This window comes from Pseudomonas sp. ok266 (assembly GCF_900110195.1).
Taxonomy (GTDB): domain Bacteria; phylum Pseudomonadota; class Gammaproteobacteria; order Pseudomonadales; family Pseudomonadaceae; genus Aquipseudomonas; species Aquipseudomonas neuropathica.
This window is the reverse complement of record NZ_FOCU01000003.1, coordinates 394,550-413,131: the sequence shown is the minus strand read 5'-3', so window position 1 is coordinate 413,131 and position 18,582 is coordinate 394,550. Positions and strand designations below refer to the sequence as shown.

At 58.3% G+C, this 18,582-nt stretch carries 11 protein-coding genes; 5 read left to right on the top strand and 6 right to left on the bottom strand.

Annotated features, from left to right (window positions below; all coding sequences use genetic code 11):
• Positions 1-2: 2 nt before the first annotated feature.
• Both xseA and BMY54_RS07500 read right to left on the bottom strand, forming a co-directional pair.
• Positions 3-1,382 (bottom strand): exodeoxyribonuclease VII large subunit, encoded by a 1,380-nt coding sequence (gene xseA, locus BMY54_RS07505; protein WP_093430642.1) that lies wholly within the window; start codon positions 1,380-1,382, stop codon positions 3-5.
• Between the two features lie 85 nt (positions 1,383-1,467).
• Positions 1,468-2,412, bottom strand: a complete 945-nt coding sequence (locus BMY54_RS07500; protein ID WP_093430641.1) for a LysR family transcriptional regulator — start codon at positions 2,410-2,412, stop codon at positions 1,468-1,470.
• A gap of 100 nt (positions 2,413-2,512) precedes the next feature.
• On the opposite strand from BMY54_RS07500, the gene BMY54_RS07495 reads away from it, so the two are divergent.
• The 4 genes from BMY54_RS07495 (at position 2,513) to guaA (ending at position 7,243) form a co-directional block, all read left to right on the top strand.
• Positions 2,513-3,280, top strand: a complete 768-nt coding sequence (locus BMY54_RS07495) for a sulfite exporter TauE/SafE family protein (protein ID WP_093430640.1) — start codon at positions 2,513-2,515, stop codon at positions 3,278-3,280.
• A gap of 151 nt (positions 3,281-3,431) precedes the next feature.
• Positions 3,432-3,980, top strand: coding sequence for a sugar ABC transporter ATPase (locus BMY54_RS07490; RefSeq protein ID WP_093430639.1), 549 nt, complete (start codon positions 3,432-3,434; stop codon positions 3,978-3,980).
• Positions 3,981-4,096: 116 nt separating this feature from the next.
• Positions 4,097-5,566: an IMP dehydrogenase gene (gene guaB / locus BMY54_RS07485; RefSeq protein WP_034156270.1), complete on the top strand. Its 1,470-nt coding sequence runs from the start codon at positions 4,097-4,099 to the stop codon at positions 5,564-5,566.
• Positions 5,567-5,665: 99 nt separating this feature from the next.
• Complete coding sequence (gene guaA, locus BMY54_RS07480; RefSeq protein WP_093430638.1) at positions 5,666-7,243, top strand: glutamine-hydrolyzing GMP synthase; 1,578 nt, start codon at positions 5,666-5,668, stop codon at positions 7,241-7,243.
• A 76-nt stretch (positions 7,244-7,319) separates the two neighbouring features.
• Here the strand turns inward: guaA and BMY54_RS07475 are convergent, their stop codons facing one another.
• The 4 genes from BMY54_RS07475 to treR all read right to left on the bottom strand — a co-directional run bounded on the left by BMY54_RS07475 (position 7,320) and on the right by treR (position 16,832).
• Complete coding sequence (locus BMY54_RS07475) at positions 7,320-10,460, bottom strand: membrane-targeted effector domain-containing toxin (protein ID WP_093430637.1); 3,141 nt, start codon at positions 10,458-10,460, stop codon at positions 7,320-7,322.
• A 157-nt stretch (positions 10,461-10,617) separates the two neighbouring features.
• The gene (locus BMY54_RS07470) at positions 10,618-12,690 is read right to left on the bottom strand and encodes a TerD family protein (protein WP_093430636.1); all 2,073 of its coding nucleotides are present in this window, start codon (positions 12,688-12,690) and stop codon (positions 10,618-10,620) included.
• Positions 12,691-12,939: 249 nt separating this feature from the next.
• Entirely contained in the window at positions 12,940-16,026 is a 3,087-nt protein-coding gene (locus tag BMY54_RS07465) for a membrane-targeted effector domain-containing toxin (protein WP_093430635.1), read from the bottom strand.
• A gap of 101 nt (positions 16,027-16,127) precedes the next feature.
• On the bottom strand, positions 16,128-16,832 hold the full coding sequence (gene treR, locus BMY54_RS07460; RefSeq protein ID WP_034156275.1) for a trehalose operon repressor: 705 nt from the start codon (positions 16,830-16,832) through the stop codon (positions 16,128-16,130).
• A gap of 235 nt (positions 16,833-17,067) precedes the next feature.
• On the opposite strand from treR, the gene treP reads away from it, so the two are divergent.
• A complete protein-coding gene (gene treP / locus BMY54_RS07455; RefSeq protein WP_093430634.1) occupies positions 17,068-18,510 on the top strand; it encodes a PTS system trehalose-specific EIIBC component in 1,443 nt (480 codons plus the stop codon).
• Positions 18,511-18,582 lie beyond the last annotated feature (72 nt).

Below are 18,582 nucleotides of genomic sequence, written 5' to 3'. Positions count from 1 at the left end.
GATCAGTCCAGTAAAGAGAGAGTGACAGGCGTCAGGTGATTGTCCTCGACGCGCACTTGCAGTTCGCCTTCGCCGAGCTTGGCTTTCAGGCGCTGACCGGTGTGGGTCTGCGCGGCGTTGCGGATCGCATGGCCACGCTCATCGAGCAAAATGCTGTAACCGCGACCGAGCGTCGCCAATGGGCTGACCACGTGCAGCGTCTGCATCTGGCTGTGCAGTTGCAGGCGACGGTTCTTCAGACCTTCGCGCATGGCGCGAGGCAAGCGTTCGGCGAGGCTGTCGAGTCGCTGGCGCAACATCGCCAATTGCCGCCCCGGATGCTGGCCGGCGAGGCGGGTTTCCAGGCGGATCAGGCGCTCGCGACGGGTATTGATATGACGCTCGAACGCTCGGCGCATGCGCATGTCCAGATCGTCCAGGCGCTGGGCCTGTTGGCGCAGACGTTCGCCGGGATGGCGCAAGCGACGGGCCATGCCTTCCAGGCGCAGACGATCACGCATCAAACGGTCGCGCATGCGCATCACCAAGCGCCGATGCAGGCTTTCGACCTGACGGATCAGATGGCTGGAATCAGGAGCGAGCAGTTCAGCTGCTGCGGACGGCGTGGGTGCGCGCACGTCAGCGACAAAATCACTGATCGACACATCGGTTTCGTGACCGACGGCGCTGACGATTGGCGTTACACACGCATCAACGGCGCGGGCTACAGCTTCTTCGTTGAAGCACCAGAGGTCTTCCAGCGAGCCGCCGCCACGGGCGAGGATCAGTGCGTCGAAACCACGGGCATCGGCCATTTTCAGCGCGCGGATGATTTGCGCGGTGGCTTCGCGGCCTTGTACGGCAGTCGGAATCAGCGTCAGTTGCACCTGCGGCGCACGGCGGCGGAATACGCTGATGATGTCGCGAATCACCGCGCCGGTTGGCGAGCTGATGATGCCAATGCGCTGCGGATGCGCGGGCAACGGCACTTTGCGTTCGGCACTGAACAGACCTTCGGCGCTGAGCTTTTCCTTCAGCGCATCGAAGGCCAGACGCAGTGCACCGTCACCGGCAGGTTCGACAGTGTCGAGAATCAACTGATAGTCGCCACGGCCTTCGAACAGCGAAACCTTGCCACGCACCTTCACCGCCAGGCCATCCTTCAGCGCCTGACGCACGCGCGCCGCGTTCTGCCGGAACAACGCGCATCGAACCTGAGCGCCGCTGTCCTTGAGGGTGAAATAGATGTGGCCTGACGCCGGGCGCGCGAGGTTGGAAATTTCGCCTTCGACCCAGATGTTGCTGAACACGTCTTCGAGCAACACCCGCGCGCGGCCGTTGAGCTGGCTGACGGTCAGTACCTCACGGTCCAGGCCAAGTCTTGCAAAGGGATCTTTAATCATGGGGCGCAGTTTAAAGGCATTTGCTGATCAATCTCCATGAATGACCATAAATCCCTGTGGGAGCGAGCCTGCTCGCGAAGGCGTCTTATCCTTCGACACCTTCAGTGGCTGACGGTCCGCTTTCGCGAGCAAGCTCGCTCCCACAGGGGGGATTGGTGAAAGTCTGGAGGAAGTGTTGGATCAGCGGCGTGGGGTTCTGTGGGTAGGCGAGCGCGACGGTGCTTTGGCAATCGGGATCGGTCAGCGGCAGAAATCGTACACCGCTCGGAGCGATGTCCTGCATCGATTCCGGCAGCAGGGCGATGCCGAACCCGGCCTGAATCAGCTGGAGCTGGGTGGTCTTGCGCGACATGACCCGCGCCGCTCGCGGAAAGAAGCCCTGACGCATGCACAATTCAGCACACAGATAACTCAGACCGCCGCGTTGCGGATGCGGGATCGAGATGAATGCCTCGTCCTTCAGTTGGGCCAGATCGACACGCTCAGCCTCGGCCAATCGATGATTCATCGGAACCGCCAGCAGTAAGCGCTCGGTGAACAGCGGCACGATCTGAATACCTTCACGCTGGCGCAACACCGGCAGGCGCAGCAGGCCGACGTCGAGGCGTCCTTCGGCCAACTCTTCCAGTTGCGCCTCGGAAGACAACTTGCCGATGTCCAGCGACACACCGGGTTGTTGCTGCAGATAAGCGCCGATATCACTGAGCAGCCGGCCACTGATAGACACAGTGCTGGAGTGACTGAGGCGCAAGGTGCCGAGCTGGCCATTGCCGACTTCGGTGGCCATGGCGCTGGCCTTGCTCAGCTCGTTCAGCAGATTTCTTGCTCGCGGCAAAAAAGCTTCCCCAGCCGCAGTGAGGCGAGGCTGGCGCGCGGTGCGCTCGAAAAGCGGGGTTTGCAGGCGCGTTTCCATGTCCTTGATTTGCCGGCTCAGCGCCGATTGCGCAACGAATAAACGTTCAGCCGCAGCACTGAAACTGCCACATTCGGCAATTTCGACGAAGTAACGCAATTGACGGGTTGAAAGCACCAGTTATGCCTTTTTGAGATGGGTGATCGACTTTGAAGATATTAGTCGCAACCCTCGGCGCTGGCTAAAGTCATCTGAGGCTTATTAAGGAAGCGGATCGATGAGTGTGGCGGGGTTGTTGAGTGAATGGGCGTGGGGCGCTGGCGGCTGGGCTGTGATTGGGTTGGGCATCGCATTGGCTTACATCGTGTTCGGCATTGCCGGATTTGGCACTGCATTGGTGGCGGGGCCGATTCTGCTTCTGTTCATGCCGTTGTCAAAGATTGTGCCGCTGCTGGTGCTACTCGATTTCGTTGCAGCGTTCGGCAACCTGCTGCCGTCGCGGCGGGATGTGGCCAAGCCGGAGTTGTTGCGGCTACTGCCGTGCATGGCGCTGGGCTGCTCGCTGGGAGTGATTTTCCTGCTTAATCTGAAATCCGATCTGTTGCTGTTGTTGATGGGATTGTTTATCAGCGCTTACGCGATTTACAGCCTGTGGGTCAAAGCCCGGCCGACGCAATTGTCGGCGGCCTGGGCAGTGCCGATGGGGACAGTGGGCGGGTTGTTCGGCGCGCTGTTTGGCAGTGGCGGCTTTCTATACGCGATTTATCTCAACAGTCGGCTGCCGAAAGACGCCGCGCGGGCCACGCAAAGTGCGCTTATCAGTTGCAGCACGGTGGTGCGTTTGAGCCTGTTTGCCATCGCCGGTGTGTATGCCGAGCTACCCTTGTTGATGCTGGCGTTGTGTCTGTTGCCGGCCATGGCGCTGGGGCTGTGGATCGGGCGGCGCTTGACCATGAAGTTGTCGCGCGAGGCATTTGTACGGCTGGTGACGTGGCTGGTGCTGGCGAGCGGGCTGGCATTGATCGGGCGCTACCTCAGCACTTGACCGGATTTTGTCAGGGATTAAGCTGCCGGCCTTTAGGGCCTCTTCGCGAGCAGGTCGAATCGTCGCACCGTCGCTCCCACAGGGAACTGCATTCCATTGTGGGAGCGAGCTTGCTCGCGAAGGCGTCAGAAGTCACACCGCAGGATTTCCCATGAATTCGCAAAGCATCATCGTCCCGAAAATCTCCACCCTGCCGGTCCACGAACCCCGGGCCCGGGCGATCGTGCGCTGGCTGGTGCGCAAGAACATCATCAAAGAAGAGCTGACAACCTGTGGCCGCACCGGCAACCGCATGGCGTATGCGATTGCTGATGGCGCCCGTGCCGTGGTGCTACACCCGCAAGCGTTGCCATTTGGTGAGCCGATCAACGGGCTGGAGATCGTCACCAAACGCTGCATCTACACACCGGCCAAGGGCTTTCTCGAAGAGGCCGGTTGCGCCGAGTGTCGTCGCGAGATCGGCGAAGCGCTGTTTGAAAGCATCGAAGACTGGATGCCGGGGCGCACCGACAACTTCACCTGCCCGGAATGCGGTCACGAAGACGACATCAACGGCTTCCTGTACCTGCAGGAGTGCGGGTTTTCCAACCTCGGTTTCATCTTCAACAACTGGCTGGAGGCGGGCTTCAAGCAGAGCTTTATCGATGAGTTCGCCGATTGGCTCGATCAACCTGTCTCTTGGGTCAAGGTGGAGCTGTAACGGCGGGGATTCCCGTACATCAGCAACATTGATATTAAGCTGAGTTTTACATTGAACAGCAGGGGGTGGATGACTATAATGGCGCGCTTCCATTTTCCCGCTCGGGAGCCCCCGCGATGCTGCGTATCAGCCAAGAAGCTCTGACATTCGACGACATTCTCTTAGTGCCTGGTTATTCCGAGGTGCTTCCTAACGAAGTCAGTCTCAAGACCCGCCTTACCCGTGGCATCGAGCTGAACATTCCTCTGGTTTCTGCCGCAATGGACACCGTCACTGAAGCCCGTCTGGCAATCGCCATGGCTCAGGAAGGTGGCATCGGCATTATCCACAAGAACATGACCATCGAGCAGCAAGCTGCCGAAGTGCGTAAGGTCAAGAAGTTCGAAGCCGGCGTCGTCAAGGATCCGATCACCATCGAGGCTGATGCCACGGTACGTGACCTGTTCGAATTGACCCGCATGCACAACATTTCCGGCGTTCCGGTCCTGCACGATGGCGACCTGGTCGGTATCGTCACTTCCCGTGACGTGCGTTTCGAAACCCGTCTGGAAGCCACCGTACGTGAAGTGATGACGCCTAAAGAGCGTCTGGTCACCGTGCGTGAAGGCGCCGACAAGAACGAAGTCCGCGAGCTGCTGCACAAGCACCGTCTGGAAAAAGTTCTGATCGTCGATGACAAGTTTGCCCTCAAAGGCATGATGACCGTCAAAGACATCGAAAAAGCCAAAGCCTACCCGCTGGCCAGCAAGGACGATCAAGGTCGTCTGCGCGTTGGCGCTGCGGTCGGTACCGGTAAAGACACCGGTGACCGCGTCGCTGCTCTGGTCAATGCCGGTGTGGACGTGGTGGTGGTTGATACCGCCCACGGTCACTCCAAAGGCGTGATCGACCGCGTTCGTTGGGTCAAAGAGAATTTCCCTGAAGTGCAGGTGATCGGCGGCAACATCGCCACCGGCGCCGCAGCCAAGGCTCTGGCCGAAGCAGGCGCTGATGCGGTCAAGGTCGGTATCGGCCCTGGCTCGATCTGCACCACCCGTATCGTCGCCGGTGTCGGCGTCCCGCAAATCAGTGCCATCGCCAACGTCGCCGCTGCCCTTGAAGGCACTGGCGTACCGTTGATCGCCGACGGCGGCATCCGTTTCTCCGGTGACCTGTCCAAGGCCATCGTAGCCGGTGCTTCCTGCGTGATGATGGGCTCGATGTTCGCCGGTACTGAAGAAGCGCCGGGCGAGATCGAACTGTTCCAGGGCCGTTCGTACAAGGCGTATCGCGGCATGGGTTCGCTGGGCGCCATGTCCCAGGCTCAAGGTTCCTCCGACCGTTACTTCCAGGACTCCTCGGCAGGCGCCGAGAAACTCGTTCCGGAAGGCATCGAAGGCCGTGTGCCTTACAAAGGCACCCTGAGCGCGATCATTCACCAGTTGATGGGCGGTCTGCGTTCCTCGATGGGCTACACCGGTAGCGCCAACATCGAAGAAATGCGCACCAAGCCTGAATTCGTGCGGATCACCGGCGCCGGCATGGCCGAATCCCACGTTCACGACGTGCAGATCACCAAAGAAGCGCCAAACTACCGCGTAGGTTGAGCCTTCAAGCTACAAGCAAAGCAACCGGGGCTGTTTGATTCAGCCCCGAGTTGTTTCTGAATCACGACTGTTTCTGAACGACTTAGACGAGACTGAATCATGGCCCTCGATATTCACGCTCACCGCATCCTGATCCTCGACTTCGGCTCGCAATACACCCAACTGATCGCCCGCCGCGTGCGCGAAATCGGTGTGTACTGCGAACTGCACCCGTTCGACATGGACGAAGATGCGATCCGCGAATTCGCTCCTAAAGGCGTCATCCTCGCCGGCGGCCCCGAGTCCGTGCACGTCGCCGACAGCCCGCGTTGCCCACAGGCAGTGTTCGATCTGGGCGTACCGGTTTTCGGTATCTGCTACGGCATGCAGACCATGGCCGAGCAACTGGGCGGCAAGGTTGAAGGCTCCGAACTGCGTGAGTTCGGTTACGCCCGCGTTGACGTGGTCGGCAAGAGCCGCCTGCTCGACGGCATCGAAGACCACATCGACGCTGACGGCCTGTTCGGCCTCGACGTATGGATGAGCCACGGTGACAAAGTCACCAAGATGCCGGAAGACTTCCACATTCTGGCCAGCACCCCGAGCTGCCCGATCGCCGGCATGTTCAACGACGACCGTGGCTACTACGGCGTGCAGTTCCACCCGGAAGTGACCCACACCAAACAGGGCGGTCGCATCCTGTCGCGTTTTGTCCTCGACATCTGCGGCTGTGAAGCCCTGTGGACGCCGTCGAAGATCGCTGAAGACGCCATTGCCAACATCCGCGCCCAAGTCGGCACCGACAACGTATTGTTGGGTCTGTCCGGCGGCGTTGACTCTTCGGTGGTTGCCGCGCTGCTGCACAAAGCCATCGGCGACCAACTGACTTGCGTCTTCGTCGACAACGGCCTGCTGCGTCTGCACGAAGGCGAGCAAGTGATGGCCATGTTCGCCGAGAACATGGGCGTCAAGGTGATCCGCGCCAACGCTGAGGAGCAGTTCCTCAACAACCTGGCCGGCGAAGCCGATCCGGAAAAGAAGCGCAAGATCATCGGTCGCACCTTCATCGACGTATTCGATGCCCAGTCGAACAAACTGGAAAACATCAAGTACCTCGCGCAGGGCACCATCTACCCGGACGTGATCGAATCGGCTGGCGCGAAAAGCGGCAAGGCCCATGTGATCAAGTCGCACCACAACGTGGGCGGCCTGCCGGAAGAGATGAACCTGAAACTGGTCGAGCCACTGCGCGAACTGTTCAAGGACGAAGTTCGTCGTCTGGGTCTGGAGCTGGGCCTGCCGTACGACATGGTCTACCGTCACCCGTTCCCGGGCCCGGGTCTGGGCGTGCGCATCCTCGGTGAAGTGAAGAAGGAATACGCCGACCTGCTGCGTCGCGCTGACCACATCTTCATCGAAGAACTGCGCAAAGCTGACTGGTACCACAAAGTCAGCCAGGCGTTCGTCGTGTTCCAGCCAGTGAAATCGGTTGGCGTGGTCGGCGATGGCCGTCGTTACGCCTGGGTCGTGGCCCTGCGTGCCGTAGAAACCATCGACTTCATGACCGCGCGTTGGGCTCACCTGCCTTACGAACTGCTGGAAACCGTTTCCGGCCGCATCATCAATGAAATCGAAGGCATCTCCCGCGTCACTTACGACGTGTCGAGCAAGCCGCCGGCGACGATTGAGTGGGAATGATCTCACTACCCGTTGATTAACGAAAAACCCTTGGCCTGAAGCCAAGGGTTTTTTCGTTTCATGCCTTGAAAACGGGTTAGTTGGGTAAGCGACTTTGCAGGGTCAAGCCGATCTCTATCAGACGCTGGGATAAAGCGCCGAGGTTACGGAACATGATGCCGCTGATCCGGGGCATCGACTGTGCCCAGATGTAAAACTGACCATGCCTGCAATTTACTATTGTTCGAACGATATTGCTGGAGCTGTCGCGACGCACGAGCATGTAGGTGTTTTGCATTTTTTTGAGTATGAACATGCCGTTGCGATTGAGGAGTGTGTTCTCTGTTGCCTCAGTCCATTGCGGCACAGGTGTTTCGATCTGCAAGCGCAGATCGGCGAATAGAATATCGGATGAGTTGCGCGTCGTTGCCCCGTTATCAAACGGGCCCCGAGTGACTTTCAGTCCCGGGTCGAGACTGACGCCGGGCACTTCGCTGGGCACCGCTTCTTCAATGCGTAAACCGATGCCGCCCCTGAGTTCGCTTATGCCTGGCAGATTTCTGAAAGCGTTGGTGTTCGTTGCCTCGACCAGGGCAACCCATTTTCCGGGTCTGTTGAGGAGCTCGTCACCCCACATGATTTGAGAGGCGAGCCGGGCGTGGATCATCTGCTCTTCGATCGAAGTCAGCGGTATTTTCAGTTTGTAACTGTGTGCGACTTCAAGACCATGGCTGCGGATGCCATTGGCCTGGGCAGCCTTGATCAGTTCGAGCATGTTGAATCGGTCATCAGGGTCGGTACTCAGGCCGGACAAGTAGCCGCGAAGATCCTCTGACATCTCTCCCGACAGGTAAAAGTCGTTGAGATCTGCCTGGGCAAAATCATTCAGCAAACCACGTACGTACAGTGTGTCGATATGCCGTGCGAACGCTGGCATGTTTTCGATCATGAACCGCATGCTGGCGATGCGATCAAGGGTTTCGCCGACGACCAGTCCATCGGTATTGGCAAAGATGCGATCAATCAACTCAGCCGTCTGCATCTCTGGATCGATTTTCGGGATGACTGGCCGTGCGGGCAGGTTGGTCCATTTCATCTCCGAGTAATACTCTTTGGCCTTGTTTAGCAGGGATGTACGTCTGTCGCGGAAATAAGCCTCATACGTTTCGGCAGTTGATGGATGACCGCGGTTTGCACTGGAGAGCTCGTCGAAAGTCTCGGGCAGGTTCATTGCCCATCTTTTCATTTTCGCAATGTCCATTCCTACGATGTCGTTCAGGGGAGTAACCAGACGCAGTGGTCGCGCAACCGGTGAAACCGGTTCAACGAGGGGAAGCTCCGCTGACGGGGTTGATGAGGCTGGAGCCGAGGATGAGGACGAGGGCAGGTCAATGCCCAGTAAACAGGCCTTGCCCAGGCATTGGCCGCCTCCCCTGAGGCGCAACGCGGGTATGCGTTCCCACTTGCCGCTACTACTCAAGCGTACTGGCAACGAGTAAGCGAACTGATTGGGTCGCTCGGGATTGACGATGGCCCAGTGGCCAGTGTCTTCGGAGTCGGCAAAGTAGCGCACGTAGTAAGCCGCACCCTCCATTTCGATGGCATAGCCCGGCTCCTTGTCCAGGCGGTAAATGCCCTCATACTTGCCTGGTGCTGCCTCTGCAGAACGCTGGGCAAGTAGCTCGTTGCATCGATATTTGGCAGGAATCTTTGGAACAGACCAACCTTGGCGCGCAGCCGGTGTGGCCAACTGCCGGGTGGATGCGATGGTGGTCCCGGTGGCGATTTCGTTTGCCAGCTCGACGGTCGCCTGTGGATCAATCGTCGCGACTGGCGGTTGATCCACAGGCGGCAAGAAGGGTGCGTCAGGCGCAGTGAACTCGACCAACCCGAGCATTTCTTGCGCTTCGGCAAACTCCACCTGCGGGCCCACTTCAAGTTGCGCGCCCGTGCTGATCAGAAACGGAATGTTGAACACAATGTCGATCGCATTGAGCACTGCTCCGGTAACACCGGCTTTGCGTTCGGTTAGCGTAGTGCCGTTGATGGCCTGATCAATGTTCAATCCCATGTTCGCGATGCTGGCGCCAATCAAAGGCAACGCCAAAGGCCAGCCCACCGCTGCCATCGGGCCGAATACTTTCAGACCGGCACTCAAATAACCGATCCAGAGTTTTTTGCGCAATTGACTGTTGGAAGTGAGCACAAGGTGCGCCTCGGCAACCATGGCCGTACGTGTCGACTCGCTCAACCAAGTGAATGCGTCACCGCTGATCGCGACGTTGCTGCGATTGATCATTTGATGATCGCTGTGACCCCAAGTGCTCACCAGGCGGTTCATCAGATCGGTGAGGTTTTCGGTCAAGTGATTGCGGTCAGCCAGCGGGAAATGCTTGAGAAAAGCCGTGCGCTTGTCCTCTGAATTCATCTGCTCCAGCATCCACCAGTGCAGATCCGCTTCATTCTCCATCAAGAGGAATGTCTGGGCTTCGCCTGGCAAGTAAAGGGTCTGGCGGCCACTGTCCTCCACCAGACGCAGTGCATTGGAGGCTACGTGGCCATCGAGATCCAGCGCCCGCACTTCAGCACCGACCGGGTGTAACGCTTGCAGCATTGGCAAGGTAACGGGCCAGGTGACGGGCCCGATTACCGAGTCGACGACGCGCTGAAAGTCAGTTCCGTCAAGGTCACCCTGTTGCAGCGCCTGCACCGCCAGGCTGAGAAAGTTGCACTTTGCCAGGGCTCGGAAGTTATCCGACGAGGTTTGCCAGAAAGTCGTCAGTTGGCCTATGTAGCGCGCGCTGAAGTCGACGTCCCAGAACGCCTTCAGCACATCACTGCCCAGCAACCGGACTTCATTGCTCTGATTGAAGTTTTCCGCCTCCGGGCCATCCGAGTAGAACCCGCAGTAAAGACCAAGCAGATCTGCGTTGTCTTGATCAGTCGCGCGAAAGCGATGGATCACCAACTGTGTGAGGGTGAGCGTTTCGTAAGGTTTTTCCAGCAAATGTTCCCAACCCGTGAAGGTCAGCGTGCTGCTCTGCGCCGTTTTGAAACGGTGGAAGTAAACACGGTCGGAATCGAGGCCGGACAGTCCGTTGTCCGCCAGTATTTCGTTGGCAACTTGATGGGCAGCGTCGAGCAGACTCGGGCAGGTCTGCACGATCGTCGCAGCAATGGCTTTGAGGGCAGTTTTGTCCTCAGCGTTTGGCTGGAGACGTCGTTCGGGGGAGGTCATGCGTTCTTCATCCTTGAGAAACAAAGACTGAGCATGACCGATTCGCTCAAGGGCAGTGCACTACCCGGCTACCGCATATTGCTCCCCTATTGATAATAGAGTGGGGTGATGGAGGAGGGCTGTTTGTCCGGCGTCCTCCAGGTACCTGTTACCGGTATCAAAGATATTGGGATCGAATCAGATCCGTATCGAACGGCGTCAGCCCTTTATCTAGCGCAAACACTGCCTCTGCCTGCTGCGGCGAATCCACTCGTTCTCCCCGCGCTCGAGCATGTAAGTCGAACAGCGTTTCCAGATCCGGCCGTGGTGTATGCACCAAGGCTCGCAGCATCAATGAAACCCCGCTTAGGTTTTTGTCGACGTTGTTCCACCGGGGAGATGAAGTAAGCCCCAGATCGGCCCAGACCACGCGTCGTTCCTGTAAGTCCATCACGAATGGCAGACAAATTACTGTGTCGGAGGCGATATCGATGCGGTCGACCACGGAGCGTGGCTCGAACACTTCACCCGACGCCGTGTCGGTGCGGGCCATCCATCCGGCGAAGCATTCCGGAAGATCGCAATACGGCTGCTGAGTAAAGGAGTGGATGGATGTGACGACATAGCGGATACCTTTCTCGACCAGAACATCAAGGTCGAGGTCGATGAACTCCGAAGCCCCATCGGGCGCGTCGACGATATCGCCGCTGTGGTAGCCGCCGTAACCCTTCAGGTTGTAGTACGCGACCGTATCTTTGAACACGAAATTGGCGTCGAAAAATGCGGCGGACAAGTCGATGTCCGTACGAGCACGACCGTTCTTCCACCACAGAAACAGTCGAATGAAACGTGTGTCGGGCATTGGCAGCCGACTGCCCCGAACGAGGGTTCGCAGCGACTTCGATGAGGCACGCTGAGCCAGCGGCACCTTGTATTCGCGTAATGCTGGATCGACGTAACAGCGGCCTAATGGCGGTAGCAGCGCAAAACGATTTACCAGAGCGTCTTCGCAGATGCGAGCAGCGCGCGCCAACAGTTCAGGTGAGAGAGGCTCTCGGTGATCCCTGATGGCATAGACTTTGGCGAATGAACCTTTCGGTGTGAACGCCCGCAGGGGCAAGGGGCGCGGGGCGCGAACCTGGGCCAACACCTGCAACAGCACAGGCGAGGACACTCGTGCTGCAACCGCCTCAAACGCGTCGAGTACCGAGTCTGCTTCCGTCGCGCGGCGCAGGGTCACATCCAGTCTTCGTGCGAACTCACCTGGACGGCTTTGTAAAAGGGGCGTAAGCGCGGTGATGTCACGCTGGGCCAGCAATGTTTCGACACGTGAGTTAAATGTGACGGGCGGATCGTTACGGCGCGCTGCCGTGATAGCGGCTAAGGCTCGAGGATACTTATCGCCGTAATCGCCGGGATGTAGTACTTCAGCCAGACGCTTCCAGCGCTCAGCATGGCGCATCACGTCTTCTGCAGCGTTGGGTATGTTATCGAGCAGGCGCAAAAATAGACGGCGCATCGAGCGCTTCATTGCTTTGAAGCGTGTCGTAGCTGTCGTCAGCGACACATCTGCGCCACTCAACGCGACTGCCAGTCGCAGCACGTCAGTTGCGGTCTCGACGTTTCGTTGCAGGAAGGCGTCCACCCTTGCATCGGTGGCGACATACCGGATCAGTGCGCCGCCAACCTGTGCACGGATCTCCCGGAACGGAATGGTCTCAGGCAGCAAGCGGAACACATCGCTTTTGTACTCTCGAATAAACCAGACTACATCGGCCGTTTCTTCTTCAGAGAGCGAAGTGCGCGATGAAACCAGCGGCTCAAGCAGTGACTCGAATTCAGAGACGCTTCCCGGTTCGATAACGCGGGATATGAAGTTGCCTTCAAGCATCGGAGGTCGAGCGTGTTCTGTTGCTGGTAAGCGCCAGAGCGTGAGGTAGTGGATGACGGCGTTAAGGTACAACTCTGCCTGGGAGGCCGTCAGAACCTGCTCCGGGAAGTCAGGATAAAACGGCCGGTGATGCACGTGAGCACCAGTCTGCCGTCGAAGCACTCTGATAATTTCGCGTAGCCAGTACTTGAGTTCTGTAGCTGACAACGTGCCGATTTGCTCAATCAGAGACTCTGACAGTACGCATCGGAACGCCGCGATTTCCTGGACAGCCGACGCGACCTGGGCGCGCGTAGCACCGCCAGAGCCCACCGGGACGTGAACTTTGCTGCGGCGACGCAGGAACAGCTCCTGATTCATACTTGAGTTTCTCCTTTGATCGCCGTCATGGACGAGCTGCGGCATCGTGTCTACAGCAGATATAAAAACGCCTGCAAGAAAGCAGGCGCAGTGTGGAGAGCGAAACCCCTAGGTCATAGGAGGTTTAGAAGGAAGGTGTTCCATAGCCACGGCGGCATTCTACGTAAGGTTGTCTCTGTTTGTCAGGTGGTTGCCTGTCTCAACGGTAACAAGCTGCTTCGGCAGAAGATTGGTTACTAACGATCAGCCTCAATCAGGGATCCGGCTACGCAATATCAGCCCGGTATCGGACAACCGTTGAGACATGTCCTTCAGGTTGGCGAATGCGATGTCATTCACCCGCTGCCACGCAGGTCGGTGGAGGGAGACCTTGCCGTCACTCGATCGAGTGATCGGTGTGCGTTGCAGCATGCCTTGTTTGCTGCGGTGGATCAGCGTGTAGCGCTCACCTGTTTTTTCGAACAGATACATGCCGCGCCTGTACAACAGATTCTCCAGCGTTTCTTCGGTCCAGGTCACCTCGGGTGCGGGCATTTTCAAGCGCAGATCGGCGCGCAGAAAGTCTGGATTTCCTTGTCTGACAGTGCCGCCGGGCGAGCTGCCGCGTGGTACTTCAATACCCGGATCGACATCCACGCCCAGCTCTTCACCGGCGCCGACTTCATCGATTCGCAAGCCTATTCCCCCCTTCAGTTCACTGATGCCCAGCAGTCCTCTGAAGGTATTGGTGCTGTGAGCATCGGTTACTACGATCCATTTTTCCGGGCTGTTGAGGTAGACGTCACCGGTCATGATGTCGTTGGTCAGGAAGGTGTTCATCATTTGCTCGTCGACGGAGGGCAGCGGTGTTTTCATTTTGTAACTGGCGGCGCAATCGATCGCCTGAATCCGAACCCCGTTCGCTCGGGCGACCTGGACCAGTTCCAGTGGGTTGAATCGCCCGGCGGGATCGGTGCCCAGGCTGTTCAGGTAAGTGTGTAAATCCGCAGTCATATTGCCGCTGGTGAAGTAGCGGTTCAGTTCCACTTGAGCGAAGTCACTGAGCAGGCCGCGCAGATAAAGGGTTTTCACGTGTCGGGCCAGCGCCGGCATGTTTTCAATCAGAAAACCCATGCTGGCAATACGATCAAGGGTTTCTGCGACCACCAGTCCGGAGGCACTTTCAAAAACACCATCGATGAGATCGGTCAGTGGCATCAGCCGGTTGACCCCGGGTATGACCGGGCGCGCAGGCTGAATGACCCACGGCAGGTTCTTGAAAAAGCTTCGGGCCGAACTTTGCAGAAGTTGGCGTTTGCCGGCGGCATACAACTCGAACGGATCGTCCATGGCGAAACCGCCGGCACCGTCGGGTTGCAACCGGGCATGGGTTTCGTTGAGGTTCAACGCCCAGGCTTTTATCGAACGGCGTACCGACGGTTCGATGTCAAAGGCACTGGTCACCGGGCGTGGGGGCCTCGATGTCGAGGGTTGCGGTTCTTCTGCCGGTTGCACGGGCGTTTCGGGCGAGGCAGGTTCGAAGGTGTCGAGCTCGAGATCCGGGGCGCATTGTTTGCCCATGCACTGGCCGCCACCCTTGAGACCCAAAGCTGGCATGCGCTCCCATTCTCCTTCGCCATTGAGACGGACAGGCAGCGCGTGGACAAGCTGGTTTGGGCGCTCAGGGTCGACGATCGCCCAGTCGCCGCTGCCTTGAGCATTGGCGAAGTAGCGCACATAGTACGGCGTGTCATTCATCAGAATGGCATAGGGCGGATCCGAGTCGAGGCGGTAGACACCCTGGAATTTCCCCGACTCTTCGCCGAGCGCTGTGCCATCAAGCAACTCGTTGCATTGGTAGCGTTCGGGCACCGGAGGCGGTAGGGCGTTTTGCGCCGGAATTAGCGTCGTTTCATCGATATTTGGCAGGGTGATGTCGGCATCGTCCGGCACCATGATCGGCTCTTGGTAATCGGCTTCGGCAGAGGCATTCAAGGCTTCGCTGTACTCAGCCATTTCGGCGGCTTCTGCCGCCTCGACCTCGGCGCCAACCTCCAGCATCGGCCCGGTGCCGATCAGCAATGGAAGGTTGAATAACAGATTGAGACCACTCAAAACCGCACCCAGCACGCCGGCCTTGCGTTCGGCCCTTGTCCTGCCGTTTTGTGCCTGATCGATATTCAGACCCATGCTGGCAAGGGTGGCGCCAATCACCGGTAACGCCAGCGGCCAACCGACGGTGGCCATCGGCGCAAATACCTTGAGGCCCGCACTCAGATAACCGATCCACAGTTTCTTGCGCAGATCGCCATTGGACGTCAGGGACAGGTGGGCTTCAGCAAACATCGCCTGACGTGTCGAGTCACGCAGCCAACTGAATGCATCATCGCTCAGTTGCTGGTTTGTGCGGTTGATCAGGTGATGGTCGGCCCGGCCCCAGGTGGCCACCAAGCGATTCATCAGATCGGGCATGTTCTCGCTCATGTGCTGACGATCGGCGAGGGCAAAGTGCTCCAGGAAGGTCGCGCGGCGTTTGGCGTCGTTCAGTTGATCCAGAACCCACCAATGCAGGTCTGCCGGCGTTTCCTTGACCACGAACGCTGCGGTCTCACTCGGCAGATAGATAATCTGCCGACCGGCAGAATCGACGATACGCAGCAATTGCGTGGAGATATGCCCGTCAATGTCGAAGGCGAACACATTCCCCGTTGTTGTGTGGCTTGCTTGCAACATGCTCAGGTTGACCGGCCAGCTGACCGGTCCCACCACTGTGTCCACCAGCCATTGAAAGTCACTGCGGGTGAGTTGCCCAAGGTCCAGCGCCTGCACTGCACGGTTGAGGAAATTGCACTTGGCCAAGGTGCGGAAATCCTCGCCGTGGCTGTTCCAGAAGTCCGTCAGCGTAGCGCTGTAGTGCCCACTGAAATCGAGGTTCCAGAACACCTTCAGGACCTCGTTGCCGTGCAGGCACACCTGGTTTTTTTCGTCGAAATTCTCGCCCTGCGGACCTTCGCTGTAGAAGCCGCCGTACAGATCGAGCAGGTCGGCGTTGTCCTGGTCGGTGGCACGAAAACGATGAATGACCAGCTGTGTCAGGGTCATCGATTCGTAGGGTTTCTCGCGGATGTGCTCCCAGCCGGTAAACGAGCGAGTGCTGCTCTGGGCCGTCTTGAAGCGATGGAAATAAACCTCATCCGGGTCGAGGCTCGACAGGCCTTTTGCTTCCAGCAGATCACGGGCGGCTTCATGGGCGGCGTCCTGCAGTCCGGGGCAATTGTGCACGACGGTATAGGCGATTCGCTTCAGAACCGCCTTGTCTGCCGCGTTAGGCAGAAGGCTTTGTTGGGTGGCGTACATGCTTTCTCCATCCTTGAGAAATGAAGGCCGAGCATGGCCGATTCGCTCAAGGGGAGTGCACTACATATGTACCGCACATGATCGTTGGAAACGTGTCGGGGTCAGCGCCGTGCCACGTCGGAAAAGTAGAATTTGTCGAGGGTGTGGCGGGATTCGGTGTACTCGAACTGACGCCCGTCCTGGAGGAAGGTCTGGTTGCTGACCACGATCACATGGCTCTGGCCATCGAGGTCCAGGTGCAGTTGATCATCCTTGCTGCGCGGCACCGCTTCGATGGTGCGTTGGGCGTAGGCAATCTGTAGCTGCAGGGTCTGCTCGATATGGGCGTAGATCGATTGCTCGGCGATGTCGAGGGACAGGCCGGGAATCACTTCGCTGACGAAGTGGTTGATATCGAGGATCACGCGTTTACCGTCGATCCGCCGCACACGTTTGATTCGGGTGATGAGGCTGCCGGGTTCGGCATGGATGTGTTCGAGCAGGGCGCCTTCGAGCGGGATCTGGCTCAGCTCGACCACTTCTGTGCTGACATCGTTGCCAAGGCGCGGATAGGTTTCCTGGAAACTGACGATGCCGCCGAGCTGAAACTCGATCGGGTTGGTCGACAGCACAAAGGTGCCCTTGCCGTGGATTTTCTGCGCAAAGCCGCGTTCCTGAAGCAGTTCAATGGCTTTGCGCACCGTGCCTCGGCTTGCCTGATAGCTGTCCATCAGTTCGGTTTCGGAAGGCAGGCGGGCGCCGCGCTCCAGGCGTTCAGTCGTGATGCTGGCCAGCAGATCGCTATAGATCTGGTTGTATTTGCTCATGGGTAGGCTCGGTGCCGACTGTGCTCAAAGCTTCGAACCTTAAGGCCAGGGTAGGGCTTTGTCCATGTGGGCGATGGAAATCACCCTAAGGCGGGGTAGGAAAATTCGCCTTCGGTCTGGCAGGAACATACATAAACAAACTCGTCTGTACGAGTTGTTGCATTAACTCGTACAGACGAGTATTTTTCGCTTCGGCGTGCTGCCAATAACAACAATCCATAGCGGAAGAACTAGCATGAGCCACGACTATCCGAACATCGCCAGGCAATTGCTGCAAAGCCTCGGCGGCAGCGACAACCTCGAACAGGCCGCCCATTGCGTCACGCGGTTGCGGCTGGCCCTGAAAGATCCGGGCCTGGTCGACAGTGCCATGCTCAACCAGATCGATCTGGTCAAAGGCTCGTTCTTTACCGGTGGCCTGTATCAGGTGGTGATCGGTCCGGGCGAAGTGGAAAAGGTCTATGCCGAACTGCGTCGTCAGACCGGTCTCGCGGCGTCGACGATCGCTGACGTCAAACAGAAAAGCACTGAAAAGATCAACGCCATGCAGCGTTTGGTGCGGGTGTTTTCCGATGTGTTCATGCCGATTCTGCCGGCGCTGATCATTGCCGGCCTGCTGATGGGCATCAACAATCTGCTGGGTGCCAAAGGCATGTTCATCGACGGGCAGACCCTGCTCGATGCCTACCCGAAACTCGATGGGCTGTGGAGCCTGATCAATCTGATGGCCAACACCTCGTTCGTGTTTCTGCCAGCGCTGGTGGGCTGGTCGGCGGCCAAGCGCTTTGGCGGCAGCGAGATCCTCGGCATCGTCCTCGGTCTGATGCTGGTGCACCCGGATCTGCTTAACGCCTGGAACTACGGCAAGGCCGTGGCCGGGCTGGACGGGCAGCAGTTGCCGTACTTCGACATTCTCGGGTTGTTTCAGGTGGAAAAGGTCGGCTATCAGGGGCAGATCCTGCCGATTCTGCTGGCCGCTTACGTAATGAGCGTCATCGAGCAATGGCTGCGCGCGCGCGTGCCCAACGCCATTCAGTTACTCGTGGTACCGATCACCACCATCGTCGTTACCGGCGTACTGGCGCTGGCCGTGATTGGCCCGGTGACCCGCCACATCGGCATCTTCATCACCGAAGGGCTGGTCATGCTGTTTGACCTGGCACCCATGGTGGGTGGCGCGATTTTCGGTCTGCTGTATGCGCCGCTGGTGATCACCGGCATGCACCACATGTTTCTCGCGGTCGACCTGCAATTGATCTCGACCCAGGGCGGTACCTTCATCTGGCCGATGATCGTCATGTCCAACCTTGCTCAGGGCAGTGCCGCCCTGGCGGTGTTCTGGATGACCCGTAATGCACGGGACAAGAGCATGGCGTCGACTTCGGCAATCTCCGCCTACTTCGGTATCACCGAGCCGGCGATGTTCGGCGTCAACCTGCGCTACAAGTTTCCGTTTTATGCCGCGCTGACCGGTTCGGCACTGGGCTGCGTGTTCCTGTCGCTGAACAAGGTTCAGGCCTCGGCCATCGGCGTCGGTGGACTGCCGGGTTTCATCTCGATCATTCCGCAGTACATCCCGATGTTTGTGCTGGGGATGCTGATTGCCATGCTCGTGCCGTTTGTTCTGACCTGTGCATTGAGCATGAAGATTGTCCGGCCCGGTTATCGGGTTGCCTGAACAATCGCTTTCGCGAGCAGGCTCGCTCCCACAGTTGATTGCATTTCAATCTGGGCGCGAGCCGCACGGACT